The organism is Corynebacterium sp. HMSC034H07 (assembly GCF_001815175.1).
Classification (GTDB): Bacteria; Actinomycetota; Actinomycetes; order Mycobacteriales; family Mycobacteriaceae; genus Corynebacterium; species Corynebacterium hiratae.
In genome coordinates this window covers 1-19,149 of the sequence record NZ_KV819501.1, presented here as the reverse complement: position 1 = coordinate 19,149, position 19,149 = coordinate 1, and the positions used below count along the sequence as shown (strand labels likewise).

General features: G+C 61.7%; 18 protein-coding genes. 7 read left to right on the top strand and 11 right to left on the bottom strand.

Features of this window, described 5'->3' with window-relative positions:
* Positions 1-7 precede the first annotated feature (7 nt).
* The gene (locus tag HMPREF3009_RS02735) at positions 8-1,309 is read right to left on the bottom strand and encodes an MFS transporter (protein WP_070679879.1); all 1,302 of its coding nucleotides are present in this window, start codon (positions 1,307-1,309) and stop codon (positions 8-10) included.
* A 38-nt stretch (positions 1,310-1,347) separates the two neighbouring features.
* On the opposite strand from HMPREF3009_RS02735, the gene thrC reads away from it, so the two are divergent.
* From thrC to HMPREF3009_RS02710, 6 genes are all read left to right on the top strand, one after another.
* The gene (thrC, locus tag HMPREF3009_RS02730) at positions 1,348-2,793 is read left to right on the top strand and encodes a threonine synthase (protein ID WP_070679876.1); all 1,446 of its coding nucleotides are present in this window, start codon (positions 1,348-1,350) and stop codon (positions 2,791-2,793) included.
* A 4-nt stretch (positions 2,794-2,797) separates the two neighbouring features.
* A complete protein-coding gene (locus tag HMPREF3009_RS13515; protein WP_168163144.1) occupies positions 2,798-2,950 on the top strand; it encodes a hypothetical protein in 153 nt (50 codons plus the stop codon).
* Positions 2,951-2,978: 28 nt separating this feature from the next.
* Positions 2,979-3,791 carry a trypsin-like serine protease gene (locus HMPREF3009_RS02725; RefSeq protein WP_232760891.1) on the top strand — a complete coding sequence of 271 codons (813 nt, stop codon included), beginning with the start codon at positions 2,979-2,981 and terminating at the stop codon, positions 3,789-3,791.
* A gap of 18 nt (positions 3,792-3,809) precedes the next feature.
* Complete coding sequence (locus tag HMPREF3009_RS02720; protein WP_070679918.1) at positions 3,810-4,343, top strand: NUDIX hydrolase; 534 nt, start codon at positions 3,810-3,812, stop codon at positions 4,341-4,343.
* A gap of 158 nt (positions 4,344-4,501) precedes the next feature.
* A complete protein-coding gene (locus HMPREF3009_RS02715; RefSeq protein ID WP_049154543.1) occupies positions 4,502-5,113 on the top strand; it encodes an META domain-containing protein in 612 nt (203 codons plus the stop codon).
* A gap of 168 nt (positions 5,114-5,281) precedes the next feature.
* Positions 5,282-5,860, top strand: a complete 579-nt coding sequence (locus HMPREF3009_RS02710; RefSeq protein WP_230308874.1) for an META domain-containing protein — start codon at positions 5,282-5,284, stop codon at positions 5,858-5,860.
* A 35-nt stretch (positions 5,861-5,895) separates the two neighbouring features.
* On the opposite strand, the gene HMPREF3009_RS02705 is transcribed toward HMPREF3009_RS02710, so the two are convergent.
* Together HMPREF3009_RS02705 and glnA are read right to left on the bottom strand one after the other, a co-directional pair.
* Positions 5,896-6,855, bottom strand: coding sequence for a TDT family transporter (locus HMPREF3009_RS02705; RefSeq protein WP_198531103.1), 960 nt, complete (start codon positions 6,853-6,855; stop codon positions 5,896-5,898).
* A gap of 210 nt (positions 6,856-7,065) precedes the next feature.
* Complete coding sequence (gene glnA / locus HMPREF3009_RS02700; protein WP_046647924.1) at positions 7,066-8,499, bottom strand: type I glutamate--ammonia ligase; 1,434 nt, start codon at positions 8,497-8,499, stop codon at positions 7,066-7,068.
* A 129-nt stretch (positions 8,500-8,628) separates the two neighbouring features.
* Between glnA and HMPREF3009_RS02695 the strand changes: the two genes are divergently transcribed.
* On the top strand, positions 8,629-9,063 hold the full coding sequence (locus tag HMPREF3009_RS02695) for an RDD family protein (RefSeq protein ID WP_046647925.1): 435 nt from the start codon (positions 8,629-8,631) through the stop codon (positions 9,061-9,063).
* 265 nt (positions 9,064-9,328) lie between these two features.
* On the opposite strand, the gene HMPREF3009_RS02690 is transcribed toward HMPREF3009_RS02695, so the two are convergent.
* The 8 genes from HMPREF3009_RS02690 to sucB all read right to left on the bottom strand — a co-directional run.
* Complete coding sequence (locus HMPREF3009_RS02690) at positions 9,329-10,114, bottom strand: DUF4191 domain-containing protein (protein WP_070679865.1); 786 nt, start codon at positions 10,112-10,114, stop codon at positions 9,329-9,331.
* Between the two features lie 42 nt (positions 10,115-10,156).
* Positions 10,157-11,221 (bottom strand): lipoyl synthase, encoded by a 1,065-nt coding sequence (gene lipA / locus HMPREF3009_RS02685; protein WP_070510675.1) that lies wholly within the window; start codon positions 11,219-11,221, stop codon positions 10,157-10,159.
* Positions 11,222-11,329: 108 nt separating this feature from the next.
* A complete protein-coding gene (gene lipB / locus HMPREF3009_RS02680; RefSeq protein ID WP_070679862.1) occupies positions 11,330-12,136 on the bottom strand; it encodes a lipoyl(octanoyl) transferase LipB in 807 nt (268 codons plus the stop codon).
* A 69-nt stretch (positions 12,137-12,205) separates the two neighbouring features.
* Positions 12,206-12,598, bottom strand: a complete 393-nt coding sequence (gene gcvH, locus HMPREF3009_RS02675) for a glycine cleavage system protein GcvH (RefSeq protein ID WP_070679859.1) — start codon at positions 12,596-12,598, stop codon at positions 12,206-12,208.
* Positions 12,599-12,640: 42 nt separating this feature from the next.
* Complete coding sequence (gene gcvT / locus HMPREF3009_RS02670; protein ID WP_070679856.1) at positions 12,641-13,753, bottom strand: glycine cleavage system aminomethyltransferase GcvT; 1,113 nt, start codon at positions 13,751-13,753, stop codon at positions 12,641-12,643.
* A 3-nt stretch (positions 13,754-13,756) separates the two neighbouring features.
* Positions 13,757-16,624 (bottom strand): aminomethyl-transferring glycine dehydrogenase, encoded by a 2,868-nt coding sequence (gene gcvP / locus HMPREF3009_RS02665; protein ID WP_070679853.1) that lies wholly within the window; start codon positions 16,622-16,624, stop codon positions 13,757-13,759.
* A gap of 72 nt (positions 16,625-16,696) precedes the next feature.
* The gene (locus HMPREF3009_RS02660; protein ID WP_070679850.1) at positions 16,697-17,863 is read right to left on the bottom strand and encodes an MFS transporter; all 1,167 of its coding nucleotides are present in this window, start codon (positions 17,861-17,863) and stop codon (positions 16,697-16,699) included.
* 262 nt (positions 17,864-18,125) lie between these two features.
* Positions 18,126-19,149 (bottom strand): 2-oxoglutarate dehydrogenase, E2 component, dihydrolipoamide succinyltransferase (sucB, locus tag HMPREF3009_RS02655; protein WP_070679847.1); only part of this gene is annotated, 1,024 nt, incomplete at its 5' end.

The window sequence follows — 19,149 nt, the reverse complement described above, 5'->3', positions numbered from 1 at the left end:
CCTTGTACTAACTCACCTGGATGATTTTGGCGTGCGGGCCGTCCTCCTCGCCTCGGCTGCGCAGGACGTGTGTGATGAGGACACCTGCTATGCCGATGCACCAAACGCCGAAGACTGCCCAAGCGGCAAGCTGGAAATCAGAGAACGGATAATCCGGCCCATTGCCCAAGTGGTCTAGTACTACGCCGACCAGCTGGGCGCCGATGACTGTGGCCAGGAAGCCGCCCATGTTTCCCAGGCCCGTTGCTGTGGCGACCACCTTACGGTCGAGGTTTTCGCGGACAATGTCGAATCCATAATTTGCCACCGGTGTGCACAAGGAGACCACGCTGATGAGGATGATCAGTGAGAGGTAGCTGCCGCCGAAGAGGAAAAACAGGACCCATACCGCGCAGTGGATAGCCACAAACCCCAAGGCGAGCCAGGGGCGGAAACCTCGCGTCCTAGAAGATAGCCTGCCGTGTACAGGGCCCACCAGAATCATGCACACGGTAAACCACGTCAGGGCCCAACCGGCGCTGGTCTTGGAAAATCCCATGCCCGCCGTCATCATGGGCATGCCCCACAGCATGACAAACACGTTGGTGGCGGCAAGTCCGATCCAGTGAATGAAGAATGCCTGCCAGGCTACGGGTGAACGGAAAACCTGGGAGAGCAGCGCGCCCATGCTCTCTGGCTGCGCGTTCGGTTTTTCCTTCGGCTTCTTTACGATTCCGAGCGTTTCCGGGGAATCAGCAACTGCCACCGCGGCGGCGACAGCGATGAGAATGCCCACCGCGCCCAAGGTAACGAAGGCCAAGGTCCATCCGCCCCAGCCCAGGAGCATGGCAAAAGGTAGGGCAGAGATAAACTGACCCAGCTGTCCCAGGGAGGAGGTGACCTGCGTGAACATGGGGGTGCGGTGCAGTGGGAACCAGTAAGGCAGGATGCGCATCACCGACAGGAAGGCGGTGGCATCACCCGCGCCGATGAGCAGGCGGGCGGCGATGGCTACCCAATAATTACTCGTGAAACCGAGAAGCACCTGGCCGAGACCCATAATGATGGAGCCAATGACGAGCAAGCGCCGTGGGCCGAACTTATCGATGAGCATGCCCGTCGGGATCTGCGCCAGTGAATAAATGCCCAGTTGTACAGAGGTGAAAACAGCAATGCGCGAGGCATCGACCTCGAAGCGATCAATGGCCTCAAGCCCCGCGACGCCAAAAGATGTGCGGCCGGTAATTGCCACGATGTAGACCAACACCGCAGCTACCCACACGGAGAGAGCCTTAGTGGTAATTACATTGCGAGGATGAGGAACCGACATGGCTGATACTTTACGCGTCACCAACTAAGATGCAGGGGGTGAAGTACATTTCGACCCGCGATACCGACCGCCAGCCCGCCTCCTTTACGGATATCCTCCTCGGAGGTCTGGCCCCTGATGGAGGCCTCTACCTGCCGGAAACTTACCCCCGCATCGATGACGCCACCCTGACTAACTGGCGCCAGACGCTGGCGGAGGGTGGCTACGCGGCCTTGGCCGCGGAAGTGCTCAAGCTTTTTGTGGATGATATTCCCGCAGAAGACCTCGAAGGAATTGCCCAGCGCGCCTACACCTACCCCAAGTTTGACCACGAGGAGATCGTCCCCGTCAGCGAACTGGGGGAGGGCCTCTACATTGGCCACCTCTCTGAGGGGCCAACGGCCGCCTTCAAGGACATGGCCATGCAGATGTTGGGCGAACTCTTCGAATACGAGCTGGCCCGCCGCGGCGAAACCCTCAACATTCTGGGTGCTACCTCGGGTGACACCGGTTCCTCGGCGGAGTACGCCATGCGCGGGCGCAAGGGCATCCGCGTCTTCATGCTGACCCCGGCTGGGCGCATGACGCCATTCCAGCAGGCCCAGATGTTCGGCCTGGATGACCCGAATATCTGCAATATCGCCCTCGATGGCGTGTTTGATGATTGCCAGGACGTGGTTAAGGCGGTATCGGCCGACGCCAACTTTAAGGCCGAGAACCGCATCGGTGCGGTGAACTCCATTAACTGGGCCCGCCTCATGGCGCAGGTGGTGTACTACATCAACTGCTACCTCAAGGTCACTACGGAAAACACCGAAAAGGTCTCCTTCAGCGTGCCGACCGGCAACTTCGGCGATATCTGCGCCGGCCACATCGCTCGCCAGATGGGGCTGCCCATCGACCGCCTCATTGTGGCAACCAATGAAAACGACGTGCTCGATGAGTTCTTCCGCACCGGCAACTACCGCCCGCGCTCCTCGGAGCAAACCCACAAGACCTCCTCGCCGTCGATGGATATTTCCCGCGCCTCCAACTTCGAGCGCTTCGCCTTCGATCTGCTGGGCCGCGATGCCGCACAGATCAAGGAGCTGTTCGGGACGAAGGTGAAGGAAGGCGGCTTTAACGTCGATAAGCAGGCACTTGACGCCGCCCACGCCGAGTACGGTTTCCTGTCCGGTTCCTCCACCCACGCGGATCGCCTCGCCACCATTAAGGATGTCCACGAACGCTACGACGTGCTGGTGGATCCGCACACCGCGGACGGCATCAAGGTCGCCCGCGCGGTACAGGAAGAATATGGGGTCGACACCCCCATCATCTGCCTAGAGACCGCCCTGCCGGTGAAGTTTGCGGAGACCATCAAAGAGGCCATCGGCAGCGAGCCGGAGGTGCCGGAGCGTTTCGCCGGCATCTTGGACGCCGAGCGCCATGTGACGGATCTGCCCAATGATGCAGCGGCGGTGAAGGACTACATCACGCAGTACATCAGCAACACGGAGGTTTAAGACAATGGGACAGGAACAATTCTCGGGCCCGGAGTACTTCACCGAGTTTGATCCGGAGAAGTTCATCCGCGACATGAAGCAGGTCGCTGAGATGGAGAAGGAAAATAAGGAGAATAAGGCGGACTCGGGTGAGGCTGCATCCGCGAAGGAAGACTAGCCGGCGCCTCCTTGGGATACTGAGCACAGTGGGGTTGGCACTGGCCGGGTGCACCGTGCCGATGGGCGCCGGACCCGTACAGAAGGCAGCCTCCAGCTCAGCTGTCTACTCCACCGTGGCGCCAGCTGAGCCGCAGGTGCATTCGCCGGATGCCTCCCCGGTGCCACCGGGCGCGGCGTTGGATACTTCGACCACCCAGCCCGTGCCCGGCGAAGCCTTTGACTTCAACCTGTGCACGGTGGCGTGGAGCTTCGTACTTGACGACGCCCGCACCATCGCCGTCACCGCTTCCCATTGCGGTGAGCCGGGGGATACCGTGTGGGCAGGCGCTGCCGACGGTGAATTTGTCTACCCGGCAGAGCCCGTCGGCACCATTATCTACTCCGATCTCAGCGCGCCGGAAACGCACCAGCTGGATTTCGCTTTGGTGGAAATCACCAGGGAGGCTGAGTTTTATGTCCCGCGGGACATGCCCACTACCGTCGTCGCGGCGGATGAACACATGTTGCCTGACAGCGTCTGCAAGCTGGGCCGCATCACCGGTGAGACCTGCGGCCCGCTGACGCACCGTGAGGGGCAGGGCAAACTCCAGTTTGATGACCGCACGGTGGAGACCGTCGCGGCGCGCGCCCAGGTGTGCTCCACGCACGGCGATTCAGGAGCCCCAGTGTATGGCGCGCCGGGCAGCCCTTATGAGGACGTGATCGTAGGGGTCCTCTCGGGCACCACTGATGCGGCGGCCAGCAGTGAGGGGTGCGCGGATGGTTCGGAAGCACAGATGTCGTTTACACCTGCCTCCAAGATCGAGGAACTTCTGCCGGAGATTCTGGCGCAGGTCTAAGGCGCTAAGATGGTGCCCATGCCCACTCCTGATTTTATTGTGTCCCTGCGTGAGAAAATTGGTCACGACCAGCTCTTTTTACCCAGCGTGACCGCGGTTATCGTGCGGGCCGTGCCCACGGGTTCCGCTATCTGGGAGTTGCCCTCGGTGCTGCTTGCCCAGCGTGCCGATAATGGCACGTGGGCTCCCGTCTCCGGTATCTGTGAGCCGGGTGAGGAGATTACGACGACCGCGCTGCGCGAGGTCAAGGAGGAAGTGGGCCTCGATGGCCGCATCGAAGCACTTCTCGGCGTGGGCCAGGTGGGCCCAGTAGTCTGCCCCAATGGGGATAAGTGTCTCTACATGGATACCTCCATCCGGGTCTCCGTGCCGGACGATGCGGAGCCGGTTATCTCCGACGGAGAGAACCTAGCCGCGCAGTGGTTTTCGGTGGCGCAGATGCCGACGTCTGTCAGCGCCCGCCACCGCATGATCATCGGGGATGCCGTGGCGCAGATGAAGCACCCGCAGGGCTTCCGCCCGCGGATGGGATATGTCAAGCGCACCTCTTAATCTGGTTTTAGTGGTTCAACCATGCCTTTTCTGCTGCCGGCATGGCTGCGGCAAGCGGGGAAAACTGGCCTCAGGCAACATTGGGAGAACGTGTCAATCTCATGGGAAGTGCATGAAAAACATTGCTATCTGAAACTATCCCGCATAGCTTCAGGGTCATGTTGTCACTCAGATTCAAGAAAGTAACCATCGCCACAACCTTCGCCGCATTCGCTGGCACGGCACTCGGAACCGGGGTTGCCTCCGCGGCAGAGCCTTCTTCTGGAATCTCCTTCGGCTCCAGCTCCGGTGAGCTGGCACAGCTGAGCTCCACACTGTTTGGTAGCTCGAAGCCTGCTCCGGAAAACCCCGAAAACCCAGAAGCGCCGGAAGGTTCTGGCCTGATTGAAAAGGTAGAGGACGTGGAGGGCCTCACGGAGCCACTGTCGGCAGAACAAGCCAAGGAGGTTCTCAACGGCAGCTTCGTTGCGAAGAAGAACGATAAGATCGGGCTTTCCTTCCAACCGGATGGAACCGTAGGAGTTTCTGATGGTTGTAACCTCGGTAACGGTACATACTCTATCGCGGAGGACACCGGCGCCCTAGAGATCAAAGACGTCATAACCACTATGAAGGCTTGCGAGCCGGACGTGATGGTCGATGTTCACGATTTCAACGTCATCGTTCCGAAGAAGCCACAGGTCTATTCCATCGATGACACCACCATCGCACTGGTCAAAGATGGGCAGGCAATTCAGTTCGTCAAGGTCGATACCCCTGAAGAGAAGTAAGTGACCTTTCCTTATCAGTGGTCAACCCCCAGCAGGAGGTTGGCCACTTTCTGTGTTTTAGTCTGCGGCCTGTAAGGGGATGGGGGAGTTGTAGAGTTGCCTCAAAATATCATCGGAAACGCATGAAATGGGTTGATGTTGGAGGCCGCGGCCGATAGCTTCGGGGCCATGATTTCACGCACACTGAAGAAAGTAACCACAGCAACTGCGTTCGTCGCCCTCGCAGGCGGCGTCCTGGGCGCCGGTACTGCCGGTGCGCAAGAGCTGTCCTCCGTCGACTCCCCGCAGTCCAGCCAGATCCAGGAGCTGAGCTCCCGCCTCTTTGGCGGTCCGGGCACCCCGGAGGACTCTGAAGCACCGGAAGGCTCCGGGCTGATTGAGAAGTACGAGGACGTCGACGGTCTGCAAGACAAGCTGCCGGCCGATGAGGCCCAGAAGGTTCTCAACGGTACCTTCACCGCAAAGAAGAACCCAGAGATTTCCGTGACCTTCAATTCCGATGGAACCCTCGCCTACAACGATGGCTGCAACTCCGGTGGCGCTAGCTACAAGCTGGATCAGACCGATGCCATTGTGGTGGAGAACCTGAACTCTACGTTGCGCGCATGCTCCCCGGATGCCATGGCCGACGCCGATGCGCTCAAGGCTATCCTCTCGGCCAAGCCCGTTGTCTTCCCCCTAGAGGGAAACAACTACGCACTGGGTAGCCAGGGCCAGGTCATCCAGTTTGAGAAGGCCGAGAACTAAGGCTTCCTAAGCGTCCAGCATTTCACGTGGCGGGGCTAGTCCGAGATTGGGCTGGCCCCGCTTGTGCGTGCGCGCCGGCCCTCGACGAGCCAGCCAATGAAGCGGCAGGAGCAGGCAGACCAGTGTGCGACAAGCAGAACCGGGATGCTGAGCGCGATGACGTCGAGAAGCTCCGAGCCATTCACCAGCGCTACCTGGTGACCACCCATGCTGACCGTTCCCGGTGGGAATGTGCAGGCCCACCACGCGGGCGAGTAATCCACCCAGCGAGCCACGTTGGGGTAGAAGGTGACCATGGCATAAAGCGCGAGTGGGATGGCAATCACCATGGCGGTGAGCCCGTAGTAGACAGAGAAACTACCGGGGTAGAGGATCTGCATGGCGGTAGTGGATTGGCCCACCACGCCCAGCGGCACCCAGGCCGTCGCGGAGTTGGCGCCGGTGAGATTGACCTTGCCGTGCCAAGCCGCCCAGTACACGCGGATGAAGATGGGGACCGCGGTGGAGATCGACATGACAAAAAGAACCGTGCCCATGACGTGGTAGGCGCGCCCGTAGTCGAGGGCGAGGAAGCCGGCTACGGAGGAGGAGATCATGGGGCCGACCAGCGGCAGGCCCCAGGTAAAGCGCGGCTGACCGTCGAAACGGGTGAGCTGAATAGCCCACGTGATGACGGTGACGGGGCCACCGATCCAGAAGCCGACTAGGCGGAAGGTTCCGATATCCGTCAACCCGGACAGCGCTGCGCCGAGCGCCAGGATGCCGATGAAATACATAGACCACTCGGCCATCGAGGTCCGCGCGAAGCTGGGCTGCCGATACACCGCGAAACCCACCGTCAGTACGAGAAGGATGACGCAGGATAGCGCTGCGAAGATGGCAGAGCCAGTGAGCATGCCTTCCTCAACGAGCAGCCGGGAGACGATGGATGTTCCCATGAGGCTGCCGCCCCACGCGGGGCCGGGCGGTGGTAGTTGGCGGAATCTATCAGTCACAGAGGGGAATAGTAACCATTTACTGCGCACATGTCCCTTGTACTGTGGTTGATCAGCACGTGAGATTGCGCCATTGTGGGCGCGCCAGTAGGGGAGAACACAGTGGGGCTGTTGTATTAGGCGGTGATACGACGACAGGCTCCGACGAATCAAGCGAAACGTCGAAGCCTGTCATACCTGTCAAAGCAGTGCAGCTAGGACAGCTTACCTCTAGCAGTCGTAGTACATCTCAAATTCCTGCGGAGTCGGACGCAGGCGCACCGGCGCAATCTCGTTCTCGCGCTTGTAGTTGATGTAGGTCTCGATGAGGTCTTCGGAGAAGACATCGCCTTCAGTAAGGAAGTCGTTGTCTTCCTCAAGCGCAGCGATGGAGGCCTCCAGGGAGGTCGGTGCCTGCGGAATCGAGGCAGCCTCTGCCGGCGGCAGCTCGTAGAGGTCCTTATCCACCGGGGCGTGCGGCTCAATGCGGTTCTTGATGCCGTCGAGGCCTGCCATCATCATGGCGGCGAAACCGAAGTAGGGGTTGCCGGACGGGTCCGGCGCACGGAACTCGATGCGCTTGGCCTTCGGGTTGGAGCCGGTAATCGGGATACGAATAGCGGCCGAGCGGTTGCGCTGCGAGTACACCAGGTTAATCGGTGCCTCGAAGCCCGGAACCAGGCGGTGGTAGGAGTTCAGGGTTGCGTTCGTGAACGCCAGAACCGCCGGTGCGTGGGCCAGGATGCCACCGATGTAGTAGCGGGCAATGTCAGACAGTCCCGCGTAGCCGGCCTCATCGTGGAAGAGCGGCTTGCCATCCTGCCACAGGGACATGTGGGCGTGCATGCCGGAGCCGTTATCGCCCGCCAGCGGCTTGGGCATGAAGGTCACGGTCTTGCCGAACTGCTCCGCGGTGTTCTTGATGATGTACTTGAAGGTCTGAATATCATCCGCCGCGTGCAGTAGGGAGTTGAAGCGGTAGTTAATCTCGTTCTGGCCGCTGCCCACCTCGTGGTGGAAACGCTCGATGACAAAGCCTGCCTTCTGCAGCTGCTCCACCATGGCGTCGCGAACTTCGCCGTGCTTGTCGACGGGCGCCGTAGGGAAGTAGCCGCCCTTCACGCGAGTCTTAAAACCGGTGTTCGGGGTGCCATCGAAGTTGGTCTCGGAACCGCGGTTCCACCAGCCTTCATCGGTATCAACCTCGTAGAAACCGTGGTTAACGTCGGTGCTGTAGCGCACGGAGTCGAAAATATAGAACTCAGCCTCGGCGCCGAAGTTACAGGTGTCCGCGATGCCGGTGGAGGCGAGGTATTCCTCAGCCTTGCGAGCGATGTTGCGCGGGTCGCGGCTAAAGGGCTCCAACGTAAACGGGTCGTGGACGAAGAACTTGATGTTCAGGGTCTTCGCGGTGCGGAAAGGATCCACGAAGGCGGTCTTCGGATCCGGCAGCAGCGTCATATCGGACTCATCGATGGTGGTAAATCCGCGGATGGAAGAACCATCAAAGGCGAGGCCTTCGGCAGCTGCGTCTTCAGTAAATTCCTCGGCCGGAATAGAGAAGTGGTGCTCAGTGCCGGGGACGTCCGTAAACCGGATGTCAACGAACTTGACGTCCTCTTCCTTGATGAATGCGATGACGTCCTGGATTGTCTCAAAGGACACGGTGGTCTCCTGTTGGTTGACGTGTAGTACTCCCGACTAGTTTACAGGTATTGGCTTTGTCGCTGGGGTGTCTGGGGCACGTGGAGGCAAATTTTCTGCTTAGCAGAGCCGACGGCTAGATTGGTGGGCATGGCTGATAACAATGATGGCTTTGAAAACGGGCAGTGGCCTGGGCAAACAATGGGCTTGCCCAAGGAGGGCTCAGGTTCCCTGGCTTCTGTAATGCGGCGCACTTTTGGCGTTCTCATTGACTGGCTCTTGGCAATGCTAATAGCCAATCTCCTCGAGCTCTTTACGAATTCGCTCGGTGGCCCGGCATTCTTGGGCTATGCGGTGTGGGTAGTCATGGGCATCGTGTGCGGTTGGCTCTTCGCCCGCACCCCGGGCATGGCGCTGCTGGGGATGGGAGTCGCACGTCTTGATGTGCCGGGCTCTTCCGTTGGCTTGTGGCGAGCCGCGGTCCGCACGCTGCTGACTGCAGTGCTTTTCCCCGCGGCGATGGTGGATGCCGACGGCCGCGGCCTCCACGACCGCGCCACCGGCACGGCCGTCATCATGGCTTAAAACTTGTTCTGCGCCAGCCGGTCGTATCCACCACAGATGCCCCACACGTGGTTCCCCTGAAAAGGTTTGTTTGGGGGCAAACAAACCTTCTTCATAACGCTAGATGGTTTACTTGGGGTCAAGTAAACCATCTGAGTAGAACCATCTGACGAAACCTGGTCACGAAGGCTAGGATGGTTCTAAAGCAACGAAGAATCGCAAGGTAAAGAAGGGGTCCCTTCCGGTTATCTCGGAAGGGGCCCCTTCTTGTGTGGAGCGAGGTGGCTTACTTACCGCCCTTGCGCTCCTGCATGCGGCGCATGCGGCGGTTCATGCCCGCCATGTTTTGAGCCTGGCGGGGCATTGGGCCCTTGGGCAGGCCCGGAGTAGTGCCCGGCAGATCATCCATGGCCTCGATGCGGCGAATGTTCTCGTAGGTTTCGTTCTTGTTGTAGTTGCGCGGCAGCTTCATGATGTGGGTGCGCAGCTTGGACACCGGCACTTCGTCTTCACCGCTGCCCACGAAGACCTCGTACACCGGCACACCGCCAGCCAGGCGGTCAACGCGCTTCTTCAAACGGTTGAGGGTAGGGGCGACGCGCTTGCGGTCACCTTCGACGACGAAAATGACGCCGGAGTTACCGATCACGCGGTGAACCAGATCCTGCTGGCGGGTCGCAGCCACGCCAGGCTTGACCTTCCACACCACGCCCACGGTGTTGCGCAGCTGCTGCTCCAAAGCCCAGCCGGCGACACCTGGCTGGTCCTCCACCTTCTTGTACATGTCGCGCTCAAGGCGGCGAGTGAACAGGAACATGGCGAGCATCGCACCAAGGCCCAGGCCGATGATGAGCATGAACCACTGGCCGTTAAAGAGCAGGCCGATAAGGAAGAAGGGCAAGCCCACGCCCAAGAATGCGGCCAGCATGATGGGGATGAGAGCCTTGTCCTGCTTGCGCTGCATGTTGAACGCTTGCCACATTTGTGACCAGTTCTGCTTGCGCTTGGCACGCTTTGCCGCGCGCTCTTGCTTCTTCGCGTCCTTGAGCGACGCCTTATCGTCCTTAGCCATGTCTCCTACTTTAAGGGCAAGAGGAATAAAAAGAGAAACGCGTTAGCGGATGGTAGCGGCAACAGAGTTGGCCTGTGCAGGGGTCTTGGCCATGCGCGTGGTCACCGGAGTTTCCTCGGAGGGGCCATACTTCTCGAGAAGGGTGGAAGCCTCCTGAGCTGTAGCGCCCTGGGAAGTCTCCGCCAGGTGCTTCAGGTTCTCCGGAAGCTCGAGGCCGCGTGCCTCCATGGCCTGCACGTAGAGGCGGCCAGCGCGGTAGGAGGAGCGGACCAGCGGGCCAGACATGACGCCACCAAAGCCGAGCTCCTTGGCCAGCTTGGAGTGCTCCACGAACTCCTCCGGGCGCACCCAGCGCTCGATCGGGTGGAAGCGCGGGCCGGGGCGCAGGTACTGGGTAATCGTGATGATGTCGCAGCCTGCCGAGCGCAGGTCGCGCAGTGCTTCCTCGATCTCCTCTGCGGTTTCGCCCATGCCCAGGATGAGGTTGGACTTGGTAATCAGGCCAAAGTCGTGGGCCTGGCGGATGACGTCGAGGGAACGCTCATAGCGGAAGGCCGGGCGGATGCGCTTGAAGATGCGCGGCACCGTCTCTAGGTTGTGAGCGAAGACCTCCGGGCGGGCCTCAAAAACCTCCTGGAGCAGGTCCGGCTTGCCGGAGAAGTCCGGGGTGAGGTTCTCCACGCCGGTGTTCGGGTTGAGTTCATGAATCTTGCGGACGACCTCAGCGTAGAGCCAGGCACCCTCATCCGGCAGATCATCGCGGGTAACACCCGTAATGGTGGTGTAGTTGAGATCCATTTCCTGGATATTCTCTGCCACACGGCGCGGTTCGTCGCGGTCCAGCTCCGCTGGCTTGCCGGTAGCGATATCGCAGAAATCACAGCGGCGAGTGCACTTGTCGCCGCCGATGAGGAACGTAGCCTCACGCGATTCCCAGCACTCGTGAATATTGGGGCAGCCAGCCTCCTGGCACACGGTGTGCAGGGAAGCACCAGTCACGCGAGATTTCATGTCCTCATACCCAGGGCCGGTGCGAACCTGGTTGCGGATCCAGCGCGGCTTCTGTTCGATGGGAGACTCTGCATTCTTCTTCTCAATGCGGAGCATCTTGCGTCCTTCAGGCTTAACAGTCACGGAACCTCACTTTAGGTGTTGAACTAGCTCTTTCTATTACAAGCCCTGCGGGTGGCTGCTTTATTCCACCGAGGGTAGCCGCTATTTTTCTTGCGCGGCTTTGCGGGCTTGGCGGGCCTTCTCGTTGGCCACTTTGATGGGATCTGGGGCCGAGGCAAAGGTGTGGTCGGCCACCGTCAGTTCGCCGGAGAGGGCTTTGCGGAGGGCGTCGAGAAGCGGGGCTTCTGCCTCCTCCATGGTCACCTCACGGCCGAGCTCAAGCGACAGCGTCGACACATCCGCATCATCGATGCCGCAGGCCACGATGTGCTCGTAGTACTCCAAGGTGTTGGTGCAGTTGAGCGCTAGGCCGTGCATGGTCACGCCGCGGGTCACGCGAATGCCCAACGCACCTAGCTTGCGGTCGCGCTTCGGGGCGGCTGGGTCGGCAGCCCGGGTGCTGGAAGGAACCCACACACCCGAGCGGCCATCGATGCGCCCAGCGGTGCTCACACCGAGTTCGCGGACGGCTTGGATGATGGCCTCCTCAAGGCGGCGGACGTAGTCGACAACGTCAACCGGCTCGGCCAGTTTGATAATGGGGTAGACCACCAACTGGCCCTCGCCGTGCCAGGTGATGCGCCCGCCCCGGTCAACATCGATGACCGGCAGGCCATTATCAGGCATATCCTCCGGCTGCGTGCGCTTGCCGGCGGTGTAGACGTTGGGGTGCTCCACCACGAGGATGACATCACCCTGCGTACCCGCCGCCCGCGCCGCCGCGAGCTCAGCCTGCAGATCCCAGGCCTCTTGGTAGCCCATGCGGCCCAAGCGGCGGATCTCCAGTGGTTCGCCGGACGCGCGGATGGAGCGATCAGCGGGAAAGAAAGGTTCGCGGGGAGCAGTCATGAAACCAATCCTAAACCCCGCGAAGATTCAGCCAGAAAGGGGCTGAGTGTGCGCTGCTCAAGCGTTGTTTTAATCGACGCCGTTGGCGGAAGCGTACTCGTCGGCGGTCATCAGCTCGCCGACCTCGGTGACCTCGACCTCGAAGAGCCAGCCCTCACCGAAGGGGTCGTTGTTGATGACTGCGTAGTCATCGTGCACGCCCTCGTTGACGGCGGTCACGGTGCCGGTGACCGGGGAGTAGAGGTCAGACACGGACTTGGTGGACTCGACCTCGCCGCAGGTCTCGCCGTGCTCGACGGTATCGCCCACGGCCGGAAGCTCAGCGAAGACGACCTCACCCAGGCGGTCAGCGGCCACGGAGGTGATGCCGATACGGACGGTAGAACCAACGACGGAATCAGCGGTGGCGTTGATCCACTCGTGGTCCTCGGAGTAGGAGAAATCGGAAGGAAGGTTAGCCATGAGAAGGGGTGTCCTTTCGGTAGTTGACTTCAGTAGTGGAGTTTACTTATCGCGCTTGTAGAAGGGCAGCGCGGAGACTTCGAAGGGGTAGCGCTTGCCGCGGATATCCACCTCGACGGCCGCACCCGGCTCGAGTTCAGCGGCGGTATCGATGAGCGCGAGTGCTACCGGGTGCCCCAGGGTGGGGGAGGGCTGACCAGATGTCACCGTGCCCACCTTGTTCTCACCCACATACACCTCGGAGCCGGCACGGGCGGCGCGGCGCTGGGAGGAGACAAGTCCGGTGATAACGGCCTGCGGGCCAGCCTCGGCGCGTTGGCGCAGTACCTCTGCGCCCACGAAGTCCTGCTCCTTCTTGGCAAAGGCGCGGGACATCCCGGCTTCCACCGGGGTGATATCGCGGGTGAGCTCGTTGCCGTAGAGCGGCATGCCAGCCTCCAAGCGCAGGGAGTCGCGCGCTGCCAAGCCGCAGGGCTTGATGCCGTATTCCTCGCCGGCCTTGAGCAGCTCTTCCCACAGCTCCGGGGCGTCGGAGTTGTAGACGATGAGCTCGAAACCGTCCTCGCCGGTGTAGCCGGTACGGCAAATGAACGCGTACTTGCGGGCCACCTTGCCGGTCATCGCGGCGTAGTAAGGCAGGTCCATCACGGCCTGCTGCTTGGTGTCCTCCACCAGCGGGGCGAGGATTTCGAGGGCCTTCGGGCCCTGGACGGCGATCATCGCCACATCGCGGGACTCGTTCTTCAGGTCCACGTCGAAGCCCTCGGCGCGCTCGTTGAGCGCCTCCCACACGGTATCGGCGTTGCCGGCATTGGGCACGACGAGGAACTTGGTCTCCTCCAAGCGGTAGGTGATGAGGTCATCGATGATGCCGCCATCCTCCGCGCAGATCATGGAGTATTTTGCCTTGCCCTCCTTAAGGGTGGCGAGGTTGGAGATGAAGCAGTAGGAGAGGAAATCGGCGGCGTCCGGGCCGTTGACCCAGATTTCACCCATGTGGGAGAGGTCGAAGAGACCAGCGGCATTACGTACCGCGCGGTGCTCCTCAAGCTCGTTGTCATACTTCAGCGGCATCTCCCACGGCCCGAAGGGGGTGAAGGTAGCACCGAGTTTCTCGTGCTCAGCGTGTAGCGGGGAGTGCAGGTAGTCAGTCATTGCTTAAACCTCCTGGTTGTCGTCGGAGTAGTCAAAAGCCTCTGGCGGCGGGCAGGTGCACACCAGGTTGCGGTCACCGTAAGCCTCGTCGATGCGGCGCACCGGCGGGAAGTACTTATTAGCGCGCAGGGAGGTCACCGGGTAGGCGGCCTGCTGGCGGCTAAAGGCATAGTTCCACTCGTCGGCGGCGACGGATTCGGCGTTGAACGGTGCATGGTGGATGACGGAGTCCTCGTAGGCCACCTTGCCGTCGATGATCTCCTGGATTTCAGCGCGGATGGAACGCATGGCTTCGATGAAGCGGTCCAGCTCACCCAGGTCCTCAGACTCGGTGGGCTCCACCATGAGGGTGCCGGCCACCGGGAAGGACAGGGTCGGTGCGTGGAAGCCGTAGTCCACGAGGCGCTTGGCCACATCGGCGGCGGTGACACCGGAGGCGTCGGTCAGCTCGCGCAGGTCAAAGATGCATTCGTGGGCCACCAGGCCGGCATTGCCCGTGTAGAGAACGGGGAAGGAATCCCTCAGGCTCTGCGCCAGGTAGTTCGCGCCGAGGATGGCGTGGCTCGTGGCCTCCGTGAGCCCTTGCGAGCCCACCATAGCCAGGTAGGACCAAGAAATCGGCAGCACGCCGGCGGAACCGTAGCGCGATGCGGTGGACGGAACGCCGGTGCCCTCCGCAGCCGGCTGCGCGGGGTCCAGCTGGGGGTCGTTGGCATCCGTCGGCAGGAAAGGCACCAAGTGCTTGGCGACGCCCACCGGGCCCACACCCGGGCCACCTCCGCCGTGCGGGATGGTGAAAGTCTTGTGCAGGTTGAGGTGGGACACATCGCCACCAAAAGCACCCGGGCGGGCCCAACCGGTCAGCGCGTTCATGTTCGCGCCGTCGATGTAGACCTGGCCGCCGGCCGCGTGGACCTTGTCGCAGACCTCGCGTACTTCCGGGTCGAAGACGCCGTGGGTGGAGGGGTAGGTAATCATGATGCCGGCGACGTGCTCGCCGTGTTGCTCGAGCTTGGCGTCGAGATCGGCAACATCAATGGAGCCGTCGTCAGCGGTCTTGACCACGACAACGCGCAGGTTTGCCAGGGTGGCCGAAGCGGCGTTGGTGCCGTGCGCGGAAGCCGGAATGAGGATGACATCGCGGCCGTGATCACCGTTGGCAACGTGGTAGCGGCGGATGGCCAGCAGGCCGGCCAGCTCACCCTGGGAGCCGGCGTTGGGCTGGATAGAAACCTGGGCGTAGCCGGTGATTTCAGATAGCCACGCCTCCAGTTCCTCAATGAGTGCGCGCCAACCAGCGGTGGTTTCCTCCGGGGCATAGGGGTGGATGCCCGCGAACTCCGGCCAAGAGATGGGTTCCATGGCGGAGGTGGGGTTGAGCTTCATCGTGCACGAGCCCAGCGGGATCATCGTGCGATCGAGTGCTAAGTCCTTATCCGCTAAGGTGCGCAGGTAGCGCAGCATCTGGGTCTCGGAGTGGAGGGAGTTGAAGATCTCGTGCTGCAGCGGCTCCTCGGAACGCTGGACGGTGGACGGAATCTCGAAGGAGCCAGACGTGGCTGGCTCGGAGTTAGTGGAGGCCTCGGCGCCGAAGGCAGCGGCAAGGGTGTTGACGTCCTCGTTGGTAGCGGACTCGCCGAAGGAGACCGAGACCTTGTCGGAGCCGATGGCGCGCACCAGGTAGCCCTGCTCCTGCAGCTGGGCCTTGACGGCGGCCGCATCCACGCCGGTGACGGTCACGGTGTCGAAGAAGTCGTGGGAGACAATCTCCTTGCCCGCGCCGGTGACAGCCGCAGCGAAAGCAGAAGCGCGGTCATGCACGCGCTGGGCAATCTCCTTCAGCCCCTGCGGGCCGTGGTAGACGGCGTACATCGAGGCCACGTTGGCCAGGAGAGCCTGGGCGGTACAGATATTGGAGGTGGCGCGCTCGCGGCGGATGTGCTGCTCGCGGGTTTGCAGCGCCAGACGATAAGCGGGGCGGCCGGCGGCGTCCTTGGACACGCCCACGATGCGGCCCGGAAGCTGGCGCTTGAGCTTATCCGTGACGGACATGAAGGCCGCGTGCGGGCCACCGAAGAATAGCGGGACGCCGAAGCGCTGCGAGGAGCCGAGGACGACGTCTGCGCCCATCGAACCAGGCGCTTCTAGAAGGAGCAGCGACAGTGGGTCGGCCACGACGGCGGCCAGGGCGCCGCGGGTGTGGAGCTCCTCGATGGCGGCGTGCGGGTCGACGATATCGCCCTCGGTTCCGGTGTAGGCCAGAACTGCACCGACGAGGTCTTCGCCGACGATGCCATCGCGGACATCAGCGATCTCGACCTCGAGCTCGATGGCGCGGGCGCGCTCGGCGGCCACGGTCAGGACCTGCGGGTGCAGGCGAGAGTCCAACAGCACGCGGCGGCCCTTCTTCACCGCGCGGGCCATCAGGCCGACGGCTTCGGCGGTGGCAGAGGCTTCGTCGAGAAGCGAGGCGTTCGCGATGGGAAGGCCGGTCAGGGACTCGATCATGGTCTGGAAGTTCAGCAGTGCCTCGAGGCGGCCCTGCGAGATCTCCGGCTGGTAGGGCGTGTAGGCGGTGTACCATCCGGCATCCTCCAGCAGCCCGCGGCGAATGACCGCCGGGGTGAGGGTATCGGAGTAACCCTGGCCATAGAAGGACTTCAGCACGACGTTCTGGGAGGCGTACTCGCGCAGCTTCGCCTGCGCCTCATCTTCGCTCAAAGCCTCCGGGAGGTTGAGCGCCTCGGTGGCGCGGATGGAGGCTGGCAGGGCGGCATCGACCAGCGCATCGACGCTGTCGTAGCCCAGAGCCTTGAGCATCGTTTCACGCTCGGCTGCATCCGGGCCGAGATGACGAGAGATGAAATCCATATAGTGAATCTCCTTCGTGGCGTTAGTTTGTGTGACCTAAACTGCTCCAAGTATAAAGCGTATGCCATGACATTAACCCCGGTTACCCCTGATTCGGAGATGTAGCGTCACGGCAGTCAGCGCCGCGACTGCGAACCCGATGATGAAGGCGGTGGAATACCCCGTGACAGGGCCCAAAAGCGAGAGGATGAACGGGGCAAAGAAGCCGAGGTAGGTCAGCGAATAAAACACCCCCGTTGCCGCGCCGAGTTCCGCTGGGTGGGCAATGGCTTGAGTTTCTGCGAGCCCGCTGAGCATGCCAATTCCATAGGAGCTGCCCATGATGATGGCCGCGAGGGGCAGGAGGAATACCGCCCAGCCGTGGTGTGCCGCCGCGACGACGATGAGACACAGGAGCATGCCTATCGCGGCCAGCACTATGCCGTGGAATGCGGTTACGCGGATGCGGCCCGCTAGCTGTTGGATTACCACGCCGCTTCCCATGGTGAGTAGCGCACAGAGCCCCGCAATGAGAATGGGGTGGCGCAGGTGCTCACTGAGCTGCGAGGGGAGGAAGACGAAGGCAGTGGTGGCGGAGCCGAAGACCCACGGCGCGTAGGCCACGACCGGTAGGTAGCGGGGCGTAATCAGGCTGGTGGGGATTAAGGAACGGCGCCGTGGCTGTGAATGAGGCTGTGGCTGTTCGGTGCGCTCTTCGGGCACCGTCCACACGAGTGGGACCACGATGAGTGCTAGGCCGATATGCAATAGATAAGGCAGGACGGTGGGCCATGGGAGGAACTCTGCGGCGATACCGGCAACGCCAGGTGCCAACGCGAAGCCAGCCGAAAGAGCAATGGAGGAACGCTTCGCACCAACGCTGAGGTGGGTGCTGAGCTCCTTGATCCAGGCAGCGCCGGAAGACATGGCCAGTCCCACTGCCGCCCCGGCACACAGGCGTCCGATCAGCAAGGGGAGGAAGGCACCGCCTGCGCCGCCGAGGAAGACCAGCGAGCCGGCAGTGGTGGTGAGGACGGCTGGGCGCATGATAGCGCGGCGTCCCAGCGAATCCGAGAGAGGACCGCCAATGAAAAGTGCCACCATGATGCCGAGGGCGTAAATGCCAAAGAGGAAGGTCGTCTGCAGAACCCCCAGGTTGGTGGTGAGCTGGTAGACCACGACCATGGGGGCGAAGAGATTAGCGCCGCATGCGACGAGGAACATTCCGAGGGCGACGCGGAACCACTTCTGAGAAACCATGCTGCACAGTCTAGTGTGCTGAGTCACAGAGTTTAGGTCTTGGTGGCAAGACGGTTAAAGAAAACGCGCCTATCTGCCAAACTTAGCGCCGATCTCTGAAAACCGGGCAATAGTTTTGGCAGATAGGGCAGTTGCGGCGCCACTGAGCGATGTCACCGAGCTGTGTTTGCGGGGGTGGAGGAAAGCCGGGTGGAAAACGACGAAGCTCCCCCGCCGCAGTGGCAGGGGAGCAGTCTCTTAAGACTTGGAGTCTTGTTAAGCCTTAGAGGTCAAGGTCGGCTTCGAAATCTGCGGTTTCGAGGCGGTCCTTGATGGTCGTGATGAAGCGGCCAGCGTCGGCACCATCGACCACCTGGTGGTCGTAGGTGAACGGCAGGTAGCACATCTGGCGGATGGCGATGGCGTCCTGGCCGTCCTCGGTCACGACGACCGCGCGCTTGGTAATAGCGGCGGTGCCCAGGATGCCAGCCTGCGGCGGAACCAGAATCGGGGTATCCAGCAGGGCGCCCTCGGAGCCGATGTTGGTCACGGTGAAGGTTGCACCGGTCAGATCGTTCGGCTTGAGCTTGTTGTTGCGGGCCTTATCAGCCAGCTCGGCGATCTTCTGAGCGATCTCCGGCAGCGTCAGCTCCTGGGCCTTGTGGATGACCGGGGTCAGCAGGCCACGCGGAGTATCCACGGCGATGGCCACGTTGACGTCAGCGTGGTAGGTCATCTCCTTGGTCTCCGGGTTGTAGGACGCGTTGACGTTCGGGTGGGAGACCAGTGCCTCAACGGTGGCCTTCACGATGAACGGCAGGAAGGAGAGGTTGGCCTCGTACTTGTCGATGAACGCCTGCTTGGACTGCTTGCGCATATCCCAGATGGCGGTCATATCGACTTCCTGGACGTGGGTCAGCTGAGCGGAAATCTGGAGGGCCTCAACCATCTTGGTCGCCGTGATCTCGCGGATACGGTTGACCTTCTGGGTGGTGCCGATGAGCTCCTGCTTCTCCGGATCCACGGACTTGGTGGACCAGCGAGCGCGCGGGTTGCTGGAGGAGGCGCTAGCGGAGGAAGCCGGTGCCTCACCTTCGCCGGCGGCGGCCAGGACGTCCTGCTTGCGGATGCGGCCACCGACGCCAGTGCCGGAGACGGTGGAGAGGTCTACGCCGTGCTTCTCAGCCAGCTTGCGCACCAGCGGGGTGACATACGGGACGTTATCGCCGTTGTTGACCTTCGTGGAGGTCTCAGAAGTCTTCGGCTCGGAGGACTGGGAAGCGGCCGGCTTGTCCTCTGCCTTCGGC

Bases quoted from the DNA above. Each gene is read 5' to 3' on its own strand.
- HMPREF3009_RS02720 (WP_070679918.1), top strand. From the start codon at position 3,810: ATGCCCACTCCTGATTTTATTGTGTCCCTGCGTGAGAAAATTGGTCAC.
- HMPREF3009_RS13515 (WP_168163144.1), top strand. From the start codon at position 2,798: ATGGGACAGGAACAATTCTCGGGCCCGGAGTACTTCACCGAGTTTGAT.
- gcvH (WP_070679859.1), bottom strand. From the start codon at position 12,598: ATGGCTAACCTTCCTTCCGATTTCTCCTACTCCGAGGACCACGAGTGG.
- gcvT (WP_070679856.1), bottom strand. From the start codon at position 13,753: ATGACTGACTACCTGCACTCCCCGCTACACGCTGAGCACGAGAAACTC.
- lipB (WP_070679862.1), bottom strand. From the start codon at position 12,136: ATGACTGCTCCCCGCGAACCTTTCTTTCCCGCTGATCGCTCCATCCGC.
- gcvP (WP_070679853.1), bottom strand. From the start codon at position 16,624: ATGGATTTCATCTCTCGTCATCTCGGCCCGGATGCAGCCGAGCGTGAA.
- HMPREF3009_RS02710 (WP_230308874.1), top strand. From the start codon at position 5,282: ATGATTTCACGCACACTGAAGAAAGTAACCACAGCAACTGCGTTCGTC.
- HMPREF3009_RS02715 (WP_049154543.1), top strand. From the start codon at position 4,502: ATGTTGTCACTCAGATTCAAGAAAGTAACCATCGCCACAACCTTCGCC.
- HMPREF3009_RS02660 (WP_070679850.1), bottom strand. From the start codon at position 17,863: ATGGTTTCTCAGAAGTGGTTCCGCGTCGCCCTCGGAATGTTCCTCGTC.
- lipA (WP_070510675.1), bottom strand. From the start codon at position 11,221: ATGCTCCGCATTGAGAAGAAGAATGCAGAGTCTCCCATCGAACAGAAG.
- HMPREF3009_RS02690 (WP_070679865.1), bottom strand. From the start codon at position 10,114: ATGGCTAAGGACGATAAGGCGTCGCTCAAGGACGCGAAGAAGCAAGAG.
- HMPREF3009_RS02695 (WP_046647925.1), top strand. From the start codon at position 8,629: ATGGCTGATAACAATGATGGCTTTGAAAACGGGCAGTGGCCTGGGCAA.
- HMPREF3009_RS02735 (WP_070679879.1), bottom strand. From the start codon at position 1,309: ATGTCGGTTCCTCATCCTCGCAATGTAATTACCACTAAGGCTCTCTCC.